General features: G+C 45.2%; 11 protein-coding genes. 9 read left to right on the plus strand and 2 right to left on the minus strand.

The features are described from left to right. Positions 1 to 294 precede the first annotated feature (294 nt). The 4 genes from AC5JPY_RS04755 (at position 295) to AC5JPY_RS04770 (ending at position 4,554) form a co-directional block, all read left to right on the plus strand. On the plus strand, positions 295 to 1,350 hold the full coding sequence (locus tag AC5JPY_RS04755; RefSeq protein WP_493852251.1) for a siderophore ABC transporter substrate-binding protein: 1,056 nt from the start codon (positions 295 to 297) through the stop codon (positions 1,348 to 1,350). 112 nt (positions 1,351 to 1,462) lie between these two features. Continuing rightward, a complete protein-coding gene (locus AC5JPY_RS04760) occupies positions 1,463 to 2,557 on the plus strand; it encodes an ABC transporter permease (protein WP_493852252.1) in 1,095 nt (364 codons plus the stop codon). A gap of 92 nt (positions 2,558 to 2,649) precedes the next feature. After that, positions 2,650 to 3,735: an iron chelate uptake ABC transporter family permease subunit gene (locus AC5JPY_RS04765; RefSeq protein ID WP_493852253.1), complete on the plus strand. Its 1,086-nt coding sequence runs from the start codon at positions 2,650 to 2,652 to the stop codon at positions 3,733 to 3,735. Positions 3,736 to 3,795: 60 nt separating this feature from the next. After that, positions 3,796 to 4,554, plus strand: a complete 759-nt coding sequence (locus AC5JPY_RS04770) for an iron ABC transporter ATP-binding protein (protein ID WP_493852254.1) — start codon at positions 3,796 to 3,798, stop codon at positions 4,552 to 4,554. A 148-nt stretch (positions 4,555 to 4,702) separates the two neighbouring features. Here AC5JPY_RS04770 and AC5JPY_RS04775 read toward each other — a convergent pair whose 3' ends face one another. Next, positions 4,703 to 6,034, minus strand: coding sequence for a PepSY-associated TM helix domain-containing protein (locus tag AC5JPY_RS04775; RefSeq protein ID WP_493852255.1), 1,332 nt, complete (start codon positions 6,032 to 6,034; stop codon positions 4,703 to 4,705). Between the two features lie 228 nt (positions 6,035 to 6,262). Next, positions 6,263 to 8,335 carry a TonB-dependent receptor domain-containing protein gene (locus AC5JPY_RS04780; protein ID WP_493852256.1) on the minus strand — a complete coding sequence of 691 codons (2,073 nt, stop codon included), beginning with the start codon at positions 8,333 to 8,335 and terminating at the stop codon, positions 6,263 to 6,265. A gap of 553 nt (positions 8,336 to 8,888) precedes the next feature. Here AC5JPY_RS04780 and AC5JPY_RS04785 point away from each other — a divergent pair. The 5 genes from AC5JPY_RS04785 to AC5JPY_RS04805 all read left to right on the plus strand — a co-directional run bounded on the left by AC5JPY_RS04785 (position 8,889) and on the right by AC5JPY_RS04805 (position 13,299). Beyond that, positions 8,889 to 9,164 carry a Trp family transcriptional regulator gene (locus AC5JPY_RS04785; RefSeq protein ID WP_493852257.1) on the plus strand — a complete coding sequence of 92 codons (276 nt, stop codon included), beginning with the start codon at positions 8,889 to 8,891 and terminating at the stop codon, positions 9,162 to 9,164. A 103-nt stretch (positions 9,165 to 9,267) separates the two neighbouring features. Beyond that, on the plus strand, positions 9,268 to 10,686 hold the full coding sequence (locus AC5JPY_RS04790) for an anthranilate synthase component I family protein (RefSeq protein WP_443525917.1): 1,419 nt from the start codon (positions 9,268 to 9,270) through the stop codon (positions 10,684 to 10,686). Between the two features lie 71 nt (positions 10,687 to 10,757). After that, positions 10,758 to 11,405, plus strand: coding sequence for an anthranilate synthase component II (locus AC5JPY_RS04795; RefSeq protein ID WP_493852258.1), 648 nt, complete (start codon positions 10,758 to 10,760; stop codon positions 11,403 to 11,405). 75 nt (positions 11,406 to 11,480) lie between these two features. Then, positions 11,481 to 11,990 carry a hypothetical protein gene (locus AC5JPY_RS04800; RefSeq protein ID WP_493852259.1) on the plus strand — a complete coding sequence of 170 codons (510 nt, stop codon included), beginning with the start codon at positions 11,481 to 11,483 and terminating at the stop codon, positions 11,988 to 11,990. A 352-nt stretch (positions 11,991 to 12,342) separates the two neighbouring features. Continuing rightward, positions 12,343 to 13,299: a DMT family transporter gene (locus AC5JPY_RS04805; RefSeq protein ID WP_493852260.1), complete on the plus strand. Its 957-nt coding sequence runs from the start codon at positions 12,343 to 12,345 to the stop codon at positions 13,297 to 13,299. Positions 13,300 to 13,359 lie beyond the last annotated feature (60 nt).

A 13,359-nucleotide genomic window follows, 5' to 3' on the forward strand; every position in this document is an offset into this window, starting at 1 on the left:
TAAAAACCATTATCATTTTTATTGATAATGAGTCTCAATTAATTTATCATAACGGCTGTTTTATTATCCATATATTTTCGTAAGACGATAAATGTAACCGTGCTCAATTTATAACAACAATATTAAGTAAAGAAATTGAGTAGAGAATTGAGTAGAGATAGGAACAGGTACGCTATTGGGAATTGTTGAGTCTACGCCCAGTAGTGTCTTGTTATTGTTCTATATTTTTATTAGTCAATAATCATTATTATCTCACTAAAAAATTACCCAAACATCTGATATACCGAGTCCATTATGTCTATTAGTTCACTATCAACACGCCCTACCAGCCCTTTTTTTAAACGTCCCTTATTGACAGCTACGATCACCGCTTTAATCGCGACTCTCAGCGTGACAGGTTGTAGCTCAAACGAAGCGAACGATTCTGAACCAGCCGATGCCAACACTACCAACCAGACGGCTGATGAGTCATTAAATGTCGCTAGTAACGATGCGGTCTCTGCCGAAAAGATTACGGTAAATACCGTCAAAGGCGATGTTGAGATGCCCATCAACCCATCACCACTCGTCGTGTACGATATGACGTTGATGCAGGATTTGGCGGCGCTGGACGTGGCTGTTGACGGGATGCCTGGCGGGATGCTTTTGGATAACTTACACTCCGACACGCAGCCTGAGCCAAAGTCAGTTGGTACGGTGTTTGAGCCAGATCTTGAAGCATTGAATGCGATGCGCCCGCAAGCTATTTTGGTCGGCTCACGTATGGCAGAAAAATACGATGAGTTATCCAGCATCGCGCCGACGTTGGATATGAGTATTGATACAGCCAATATCTATGAGTCCAGTAAGCAGCGTCTGCATGACTTGGGTGCTTTGTTTGGTAAAAGCGATCAGGCAGCCAAACTACAACAAAACATAGATGACCTCATCGACGAGACCAAAAATCTAACCGAAGAAAATAAAGGTACTGGTCTGGTCGTTATGGTCAATGGGAATAAAATGTCTGCTTATGGCGACAAGTCTCGCTATGGCTTTATCCATACTGTGCTAGGCGTACCAATGGCAGACAACCAAATTGCTGATGCGCCTCATGGTCAGCCAATATCTTTTGAATACTTACAAAAAGCCAATCCAGATTGGTTGTTTGTCATCGACCGTAGTGCGGCAATTGGCGAAGACGGTATTGGTGCCAAAGCCGTATTGGACAATCCATTGGTCGCCCAAACCAATGCGTGGAGTAAGCAGCAGGTAGTCTATCTCAGCCCAGACTCTTACCTTGCGTTTGGTGGCTACTATCAATGGATGCAGGACCTGACCACCATTAAAGGTGCTTTTGCTAGCGCCAAATAATGGTTAATTAGACGTTCATTTTCAATCAGTCGTTCATGTTCAGTCAGTCACTAATCATAATCACTAAGCATAGTCACTGTAATGATCTTTTATTTTTTAGCCAGTAGAGATTATGTCGTTATTTTCACACCGTACTCACGCTAGGCTCAAACCTAACACTTCTTTGCCAACATCATCTTGGCAAAGAAATGCTAGCTACAACCTAGGCACAGAAGATCGACGTGCTGCCATACCACCATGGTTAATAAATACCGCAAGCCTCATTGTTATGGGGCTTTTGGTGCTAATGAGCTTATCTATTGGGGTGGCAGACTTTTCGTGGTCAGGTATTTTGCAAAGCATCATTAGCCATAGTGCCAACTCTGACAGTTCACTACTGATGGTCAGCCGTATACCACGCACCATTGCGATTATCTTGACTGGTGTTGCGATGGCAGTCGCGGGAATGATCATACAGGTGGTGCTAAAGAACCGTTTTGTAGAGCCCTCTATGGTTGGTGCCACCCAAAGTGCGGCGCTTGGACTGCTAGTGGTCAGTCTGCTATTTCCTGCCAGTGCACTCATCGTAAAAATGGGCGTGGCGACCATTACCGCAGTAGTCGGTATGATGCTTTTTATGCTACTGATTCATCGTATACCGCCGACTGATTTTTTGATGATTCCGCTGATTGGGATTGTCTTTGGTGGCATTATCGAGGCGGTGACGACATTCATTGCTTATCAAACCGAATCGCTACAGATGCTCAGTGTGTGGCAGTTTGGTGATTTCTCAGGCGTACTGGCAGGTCGCTATGAGCTGCTATGGCTCACAGGCGGTCTGTGTGTGCTCGCTTATATCATCGCAGACAAGCTAACCATCATCGGTCTGGGTGACAATATCGCGCTGAACCTAGGTATCAGCAAGCGGCAGGTCACATGGATCGGCGTGGGTATGGTCGCGATGATGAGCGCGGTTGTCGTCGTGACAGTGGGTATGATCCCCTTTATTGGCTTAATCGTACCTAATATCGTTAGCCGCCTGATGGGTGATAAGTTACGTTGCAGCTTGCCAGCCGTTGCCCTACTCGGTGCTTCAGCGGTATTGCTGTGCGATATTATCGGGCGCTCTATTCGCTATCCGTTTGAAGTTCCTGTTGCCACGGTCTTTGGCGTGGTGGGTACGGTGCTGTTTTTGTGGTTGTTATTACGTGCGCCATCTGAGCGATAGCGGATTGAATACTCAGTGTTCAACGCCCTAAAAGCTGAATGACCATCGCTCATTTTTAATTACTAGATAGGCTTGGCACCATAGGATTTTGTATGTTCTCATCGACTAAGCTTACTTCCACCAAGACTGATGCTACCAAAACTAGCACCGCGATAGATAACCCATCTTCAGCAAATAGTCAGTATTCAGCCGCTGCACAAAGTCAGTTGGCAAAATTATGGGCATTCATAGCGGCACATCCAAAGTCTATAGCAGCTGTCACCCTACTGATCTCCATAACTTTATTTTTGACGTTGAATGTTAATGGCTACTGGGATTTTGCGCTACCACTACGGGGCAAGAAACTGTTGGCATTGATGGTGGTTGGCTATGCCATTGGCGTATCAACCTTGCTGTTCCAGACATTGACGCATAACCCTATTTTAACGCCTTCCTTACTTGGGTTTGACTCACTCTACGTACTGCTGCAAAGCTTGCTAGTGTTTTTTTTGGGTGCGATTAGTTTTACCAGTCTTGACCCTATCGCCAAATTTACGCTAGAGATTGTCCTAATGTTTGGGGCGTCTTTGTTATTATTTAAGCTACTATTTTCTAAGAGCAGTCAGGATTTGACGCGCTTGATACTGGTGGGTGTTATCTTTGGTGTGTTGTTTCGCAGTTTATCAGCGCTCATTGCACGGCTGATAAACCCCGATGACTTTATAGTCGTACAGTCTGCCAGCTATGCTCAGTTCAACACGGTCAATCCACAACTGCTTGGCATTAGCCTGATTATCTGTGCCATCACGGCAGTATTTGTCTGGCGCTGGCGCTATCAGTGCGATGTCCTGATGCTCGGTCAGTCGCAAGCCATCAATCTTGGTATTAATTATCAACGTCTGGCATTCGGTTTATTAACTATCATTGCCGTACTGGTCGCTACTGCCACCGCATTAGTCGGTCCAGTGACTTTCTTTGGGCTATTGGTCTGTGCGCTGACCAATCGTATGGCTCGTCATATGTATCATAGTGAGCGGCTAATCCTGGTTAGCTTGGTTGCTATGATTTGCTTGGTACTGGGGCAGACTATTTTTGAGCAAGTGCTAGACATGGCAGGCGTATTGTCCGTCGTCATAGAACTGGCAGGTGGCTTGATGTTCTTGGCATTGATATTTATGTCTCAGCGCCGTACGTCCTGATCGATTAGCCAGCATTATTATTTAAAGCTCATACAAGACCTTTTTGAGATAAGACGCATTATGATTCGACTAAATAACATCTCTCACCATATTGGTAAGCAGCAAATCCTACATGACATCACGCTGTCCTTGCCTACTGCGCAGGTCATTGCGTTGATTGGCCCTAACGGTGCGGGCAAATCGACATTGTTTTCGGTGATGGCGCGCTTGCAACCACTACAGGCTGGACAAGTAAGCTTTGGCGAGCATGATATTGCCAGTTGTCAGGCGCGTACGCTTGCCAAGACCGTCGCTATGCTTGGACAAGACAATCAAGTACAAGGACGCCTGCGCGTACACGAGCTGTTGATGTTTGGTCGTTACCCTTATCATCAAGGACAACCAACCGCAGACGATGTGCAAAAAGTCCAAGAGATCCTCGAACGCTTTGAGCTTGAGCCACTTGCCGAGCGTTTTTTGTCAACGCTATCAGGTGGACAGCGTCAGCGCGTACTCATTGCCATGATTGTCTGTCAAGATACACCCTATTTGCTACTTGATGAGCCACTCAACAACCTAGATATGTATCATGCTGGTCGCCTCATGCGCGAGCTGCGCACACTTAGCCATTCTCAGCAAAAAACCGTAGTGATCGTCCTGCATGATATCAACCAAGCAGCGCAGTTTGCCGATACGGTGGTGACGATGAAGTCAGGTCAAGTGACCGCTATCGGTCGTCCTGCTGAGGTCATTACCCAAGAGACCATGAAAGATCTGTACAACGTCGATGTTACGGTCCTAAGCCATCAAGGTCGTCCCGTAATTGTCGATACAGTTTAGAGACTGGTAGTTGATTGTTTAGAAACTGGCACTTAATTGCTCAGTAATCAGATGGCTCGATATCCTGTCAGTATGCATACCGATACATCTGTACCGGTATTATATTTGGTCTATCAAACGTACTAACCTTACATCTCAGTGATAACCACTATCTACTCTTTTGCAATGCCTTTAAGCGCTGTTGTCGACCTTTCCACCACAGATACACCCCTGTCCCTGACAGTACTGCCACGGCCAGTCCAATCATCGCCAAGAATACTTGGTACAGTCTATGTCCCCAGCCTTGACCGATATGCCCCATATGCAGGGTAGATAACCATTGGTCTGCCTTAGTGCCAAAAGTAGTTTGATACCCAAAATTGACGCGCTCAACCCTGCCTGTCGCCGCATCAACCGTGATAGATGATGCCCCACCTTTTTCACCAATATCCTTATTTGTTTTAAAGCGCATCTGCCATTGTTTGTCTTCTTCAACCCAGCGGATACCTAATAGCTGCTGTACCAATACGCCGTTCTGCTTAGCAGCAATCTCGGCTTGCGTGCTTAGATAGGCAATGCTGTTGGACTTACTGACAAGTTGCGTGCTTATATTCGCGTCATTTGTACTATTGCTAACAGGGGTATTCGAATTTGCCGTTCTCTCTGCTCTATCCTGCTGCTCCGCTGGTTTATTCTGCTCAGATTTGGCAGGTCGGCCCTCTCTTGGGGTTAGCCCAACCACGGCTTGCATCACTGGCTGATAGACAGATTTTAGATTAAAACCGACGCTCGACCATGCAATGACGAATAACATGACCCAAAGCCATAACCCAAAAGCATGATGCAAATCATAATTGAGCTTAAAGGTATTGGTCTTGCGACGAATCTTCCAAGCAGGTAGCCAACGCTTAAAGAATGATGCCCGTTTTTTATTGGAAGGCGGCTTGTTTTTGGATGGTTTGATGGCTCGTGGAAAGGTCAGATAAAAGCCAATAAAGCAGTTAATCGTCCAGACCAATGAGACAATACCTAGCACCCATTTACCAATATCACCAAGCAGTAAGTCGCGGTGCAACCAAAACACCTTCCACATGGTGTTGTTCCATGCCCATGCGTCTTTGTCACGCGTGCCAATGATATCGCTGGTATAGGGATTAATATACACTTCTTGAAATGCTGGTTTTGGTTTATTGCCGCCCCTGCCTCGGCTCCTATCGATCGAAAACACCACAGCTTTATCGGGTTTTATGGATGTGGGCATACTGGAGAATTTTTGTGCGGGGTAGTTCGCTACAACCTTATCATGTAGCTCTGCGATAGACAGAAGCGGTGACTTTTGGGCGTCGATACTGACCAGCTTGCGATTGAATACATCATCAAGCTCATGATGAAACGCCAGTAATGTCCCAGTGATACTGGCAATGATCAAAAAAGCTGCCATAGCAAGCCCAGTATAACGGTGAATCCATAAACAGACTTGGCGCGGATTGAGTGAAGTCATGGGTTTTTGTTCTTTATTCATATAATATTTTAGTAGGTACTTATCAATAAGTGCTTATCAATGAGCATTTGTCAGTAGGCACTTATCAGTGAGTGTTTATTAGAAAATACGTCATCGCTGTTGTGATAATTTAAAACCTATCCACAATAAAAAGTCAGCTCCCATATATAGACAGCTGACTCTATTGATACGATTAGATTTATATTAAATTAAACCAGATAAGTGAGATTAGAACTGATACGTTAATGAGGTTTTGATGTTGCGTCCCATCTCAAAGTCATTATAGTCATCATCTATAGAGTTACGTGATGCATGGCTGGCATAGGTCTCATCAAAGATATTGTATACCCCAAGCGTGGCTTTTAAGCCTTCAACTTGAGTTGGTGTATAGCTCATAAAGATATCATGCACGTCATAGTTTGGTTTTTCGTTGTCATCGCCCGCGGTGTCCGGCGTCACTGAAGCGACGTAAGTGCTGCGCCAGCCAAGCTCAGTAGTATCAGTTGGTGCATAGCCAAGGTTGACCATATACTTGTCACCAGACTCAGAGCCACTACCACTCACTGAAGCGATGTTGTAACCAGTATCCTCGCCCTTGCTGCGTGCACGCGCATAGCTTAGACCCATATTGAAGTTATCTACTCTATAATCCGCTGATAGCTCCACGCCTTTGATTTTGAAATCTTCGTCGTTATTAATAACCCCTTGGCAACTGCCGTTTAATTGTCCAGTCGCGCAATCTAAGCCAACTCGTCCATTACCAGCGCGTACAAACTCGATGTAGTTTTCGATATTGGTTTCAAAGTACTTACCACTTAATTTTAACGAATCATTGGCTGTCGTTAGACCACGCAAAGTCGTTGCGATACCAATTTCGGCATTGTCGCCTTCTTCTGCTTTTAGATCATCATTGACATAGGTGCCAGCACCATCAGTATTGAAGATTGTTTGGCTCAGGTCTGGACCATTAAACAACTGTGTATAGCTTGCAAATAGCTGAGTGCGCGGTGCGATCTCATAACTGGCCGCTAGCGCGCCAACGACATTGTCATAAGTTTTGCCTGCCGATACAAACTCAGGAGACTCGTAGCGGTCGTAACGAACGCCTGGCGTTAAGCTAAGTTTGCCGATTTGCCATTGGTCTTCTAAGTATACCGATGTGTTGGTTGCTTCATCGGTACTAGCATCCGCAAAGTCTCGTGACATCTCAGATTCTTTTTTGTAATGCTCGACACCTGCGATTAGCTTATGAGTGCCTTTGATACCATCAATGATGCTGCTATCGACAATACTGGTGTTTTGTACTTTTCCGCCAGTGGTTTTGACCTCTGCATCAAACTCGAACCCAGGCTCGCCATCAGAGTTACGCAAGATCTGCGTGCTAGTCTGATGGACATTGGTGTCTATATCAATTAATTGATTGGCAGGATTATAAGTATGATCCAGCGCGTAAGTGTCGCGTTTGACTTCTTGCGGAATAATTGGGTTCCAACCGCCAGCAGGGAAATCTGGACGTAATGGAAATAGCCCTTTGTTTTCGGTACGGCTAAAGCTTGCGCCCACATGATGATCTTGACCAACATATGCGCCCGCTTTTAAAAGGATGTTTTCGCCTTCACTGTCTTCGGTTTGGATTTTGCGGCCGCTACCATCTTCGCCAGCATTGGCATCACGCTTGCCATAATAAGCAAGTAAGTCGATGTTTTCTGTTGGGGCGCCATAAACGGTCGCTGAGGTCAACAGCTCATCGTTATTGCTGCCATATCCTGCGTGGATTTTGGCGCCTACTGTTTGACCAGGCTTGAGTAGATCTGCTGCATCGACGGTTTCAAAAGCAACCGCGCCGCCGATGGCATCGTTGCCAAGCGTTACTGAGTTATTACCTACTGACACTTCTGCTTGCTTGAGCAAGTCTGGATCGATAGTGACATCGCCCATATGGTAGAACAGCGCACCCTCTTGACGGGCACCATCGATAGTGACTTTTAGGTTGGTATCATCAAGACCACGCACACGTATGCGCTGATTGACCGATGAGGTACCGCCTACATCTACTCCTGGTACCACATCTAAAAAATCACTCAAATGACCTGCTTGAGCAGCTGGTGTGTAGTCATCTATATAGACAGAGTCCTCTTGCACACTATCACGTACTGAGCTATTGGCCGTTACGGTAATAGTCTGTAGTGTGGTATTTGGCATATCATCTGCCGTAGCGGCGTTGGCCGCTTGTGTCCACAATACCGCTGCCACGCCTACAGATAGCACAGTCAATGGGCTAGATAACTTTACTTCACGCATAACACACTCACTTTATTTTACTATTAGAATTTTTAAGCCGTCGATAAACGGTCTCTTATAAAACTGCTCTTGGGGGGTATATAAACTTGCATATATTTAAGCTAATACGCGAATAACATCATTAATGTTAATGATAATGATTAGCATTTAATTATTGAGGGGCATAATAACGAAGTATTAACAATTTGGCAATAATTAATGTGCAGAATTTACATGAATGACATTGGGCAAGGATAAACCTAAGATGGGAGGTTTCTATATCGGTTAGCACAGCGGTATCAACAGCTCGATTCACTATTCAATTCTATGCTTACTCATACTCACTTGGCTTTGATTGTTCAGCCTTCATTGCTTGGTTCTGATGACATTTGACAACGAGGAACAGCTCCGGACTGTATTGATGAATGACAGATTATATCGATGATATGATAGCAAGTTACCTAGCACTTGTTTTTCTTGTACTACTGTACTAGAATGCTGAAACAAGGCAGTTCTTTGCAGAATAGCTGCTTGACGAGCGCGCTGTCTCCTTTTTTGTTTAAGACTATTTACTATGACTACCGATCCTTATCAGAGCTTACTAACTCATTTGACAAACTGTACTGATAGCGAAGACATCGATAAGCTATTAAGTGCACTACTGACAAATAAAGAGCAACACGATATTGCCAATCGTATTCGTATTTTTGACTTGCTTGAGCAAGGCGTTACACAACGTGAGATCTCTGAGCAACTGGGCGTTGGTATTGCCACGGTCTCTCGCGGTGCTAGAGCCATGCAAAGCCATGATGTAAGCGCGTTACTTGCTACTCATAGAGCGCGCTCCTAAGCCACTACCTAGCGCATTTACTACTCTTTTACTAATTACCTTCTTAATAACTACTTTATTAATTGCCTAATCGACACCTATTTGATGAATTTCGGACTTTGTTATGACTTCTAGTACACTTGCACAAACCCAGCCTGCACCTATCGATATCCCTAGCAAACCAAAGCGCATTAAGCTCACACAGGATATTGACTTTTTTGCGTTATTTAAACGTATCGAGAGCGCGTTTGACACTTGTTATTTGCTCGAATCGTTGGGTGAAGACAGCCATATTTCACGCCATCATGCGATCGGCTTCAACCCTGTGACTACCATCGCAGCGTTAGACCGCCATACGCTTGCTATCACGGATAATAAAACAGCGACCACCACCAAGTATCAAACTGACAATCCTTATGAGCTGCTTCGCGCCATCACGCCGCAACATGTTATTGCCCGTGATCAGAGCGGCGGACTTGTCGGTTATTTGGGTTATGACTGTGTGAACTTTTTTGAGCCGAGTCTGACGGCAAAAGCCAGTGAAGACTTTGAGCCGTTTAAGTTTGGTGTGTATCTAGATGGATTAACGCTTGATAAGATGACAGGCGAGATTTTCTACTTTTATTATCCCACTGCACAGCAAAACAACCGTATCGAGCAGATCAAAGCGCTACTCGATGACCCAATTCCAAGTTATGAAGCGCCTACCGTTGAGTTCTTGGGCGATGGTATGAGCCAAGCAGAACATGCCAACGTCGTCATGCAAGTCAAAGAAGACATCATCTCTGGCCGTATCTTTCAGTGTGAAGTTGGGTTCAAATCCAAATATCGTATCGCTGGTGACAAGATGCCTATCTACGAAAAACTGCGTGCGGTCAATCCATCACCGCACATGTATTTTATGAAATTTACGCAGCAGTGCATCATTGGCGCGTCGCCTGAGCTGCTGTTCCGCTTACGTCAAGGCGAGATGGAAACCTATCCACTAGCAGGGACAGCTAAACGCGGCGTCGATGTAATAGAAGACCGTAAGCTTGCCCGCGCCCTACTCAACGATGACAAAGAAATCGCCGAGCACAATATGCTTGTCGATTTGCACCGTAATGATATCGGCCGTGTGGCGCGATTTGGTACGGTAAAAGTCCGTAGTCTCATGGATATCAAACGCTTCTCGCACGTACAGCATATCTCCTCTGAGATCGTTGGTATCTTGCATCCTGACGAAGATATGTTTAGCGCGCTTGCCAGCAATTTCCCTGCGGGCACACTATCAGGCGCACCTAAGGTAGAAGCCATCAAAGTCATCAATGAGCTAGAGCCAGATGGACGCGGTGCTTATGGCGGTGCGCTAGGATCATTCAACTTCAATGGCGATTGTATCTTTGCCATTCCTATTCGCAGTCTATTTATCAGCGGCGAGTCAGCCTACGCGCAGACATGCGGTGGCAATGTCTATGACTCAAATCCAGCCGATGAGTATCTAGAGATTCAGCGCAAACTGTCTGCGATGAAAGTCGTGTTAGACAGCTTTATGCAGCCGTAATCTTATCAAGCGTCATTCGCAAGTTGGCCCTATTTTACCCAGCTATATTTTTATAAAAGAGTTTATGTCCCATGAATGTTTTAATTATCGATAACTACGACTCGTTTACCTTTAATCTCTATCAGTATGTCGGCGAGATTTTGCAAACTTTGGACGGCAGCAATGAAGCCAAAGTCACTGTCAAACGTAATAACGAGATTACCCTAGCTGACGTACAAGCCATGAATTTAGATAGAATCATTATCTCACCCGGCCCTGGTTCGCCTGATGATCCAGCGTATTTTGGCATCTGTGCGGAAGTTATTGAGACATTGGGCAAGACAGTACCACTACTAGGCGTCTGCTTGGGTATGCAAGGCATTGCTCATGTATTCGGCGGTGATGTGATACGCGCCAGTGTGCCGATGCACGGCAAAGTATCCTCTATTCGTCATGATGGTACAGGTATCTATCAAGGCTTGCCGCAAGAGCTTGAAATCATGCGCTATCACTCACTGGTGGTAAAAGCAGACACCATTCCAGATTGTCTGACCATTACCTCAATCGTCGCCAATGATGAACGTGCGGAATTGAGCTTTGACGAGTCTGCGCTGACGGGCGATGAGATTATGGGACTGACGCACAAAGACTATCCAATACAAGGCGTTCAATTCCACCCTGAATCCTTTGCCACTGAAGGGGCTAAGCGGTTGCTGAGTAACTTTTTATTGCAGGTGTAGACCGATATATCTATTGCTAGGTCTGTCTCAAGCCTAAATAAATACTGCTTATTATTCAGACGTATTGTGTTGCTCTTGAGCCTAGCTTTAGTGACTGCTGTCAGCTCGGCAGTAACGCCAGTACAAGCAAACTTCATCTTGGGTATGGATATCCAAGGTCAACGTCTAAATCTATATAAAGGCTGCAAAGAAGGGAATGTGACCTGTAGTGATATGCTACTGGTCGCGCCAGATCTGGGACGATTACTACAGACAAAGCAACTAGGGGAAAAGCTCGATGGCGCACCCTACTCGGTCAATCTGTCTCCTGCTAAAACCAAATATAGCTTATGTAACGATGGTATTACACCTTGCCAATTTCAGGATTATCGTTTTGAAGAAGAAGACCTTAACGGGTTTATAGATCCATCAAATCATGAGCTGTATTTATCCAGCAACTGGACGACAGATAACGATACTTTTACCTGCACAGAAAATACCACTTATTTACCATTGGTTTCGCAAACGGCGTTAATTGACGATAGCTACAACATATCAGATCAAACACTAAACAGCAGCTATGGCGTTGCACAGCGGGAGGCTTAACGTTTTTGTGATAAACAAACCTCAGCTGACCTCAAAAAAGAGTAGATTCAATGGATAAAGCCGCGAACAAAAAATTGCGGTGCTGATGCTAATCATTTGCCAAGGACTCAAGCCGAAAAAGTGTGCTTTATTCAGCAAAACACCCTACGGGGTCAAGCGTGGTTTTTGTGAATTGATTAAATGTAGCATGCCCCAGTAGCGACTGACTATCTTTTAGTGATAGACTGAGAGAACCAACAAAAGACAGCCTTTAATCAGGTTGTCTTTTCTTATTTCAGTATTGCTCAGAGCGTTTAAATCACTGGTAATCTGACAAAACTTTGTGTCATTTAGATCGTAAGAAGACAACAGTATGGCAAACATCGACAGCGGAACGACGATACAATACTCGCATCAGTCATGGATAGGCACTATTCAAATCATTACCGCAGCAATTTGCTGGGGCACGCTTGGTATATTTTCAACCTATCTTAATCAAATAGGCTTTAGTGGGTGGCAGGTGACGATATTACGTATCGTGACGGCGGCATTTATTATCTTGGCTATGCTACCAAAACTATGGCCAGCCCTAATCAAACTACAACCCAAGCAATGGTTTGGACTCGCAATGCAGTCTTTGATCGGTGTGCTGGGTATGTCGGTGTGCTATTTTTTTGCCGTCATCTATGTCGGAGCAGGTCCTGCGGTGGCCCTACTATATACTGCGCCCGTTTTTAGCTTGTTGTTTTCGAGGTTCTTACTGAGTGAGTCGATTACTCGCAAATCTCTCGCGCTGGCATTCATGGCGGTATTTGGCGTTGGTTTGACGATGCTAGGCGAGCAGGCACAAGTCAATTGGGGTATTTTACTCGGCTTGGCAGCAGGTATGTGCTATTCCTTATATGGGGTATTAGGCAAGCGGGCGATGCATTACGCTCACCCTGCTCCTTTGGTGTTTTTTACCTCTATCGTCATTAGTGCTGGCGGATTGCTACTCCTACCTGAGACTTATCGTACTTATGGGCAGCTGTTAGATCTTCCTGTAATGACTTGGGGTTATGTCCTAGGGCTGTCTCTATTAGGTACTGTAGTCCCGTTTGGGCTATATATGAAAGCGTTAGAAAAACTGCCTGCCACGCGTGCATCAGTCTTTACTATTTTTGAGCCATTGACAGCGATTGCACTTGCAGTACTGTTATTGCAGCAGTCTTTATCTTGGATTCAATACTTAGGTGTCGGACTTATCTTGCTAGCAGCGTTATTGAACGCGGTGCTAAACGGTACTGCCACCCGCGTACCTCGCTGGCTAAAACAACGGCAAAAGGTATAACGCCATTGCCTAATGTTTAAAACATATACTCGTTAAGATACGTGCTAACTAAAATACATT

This window comes from Psychrobacter sp. H27 (genome assembly GCF_059072655.1).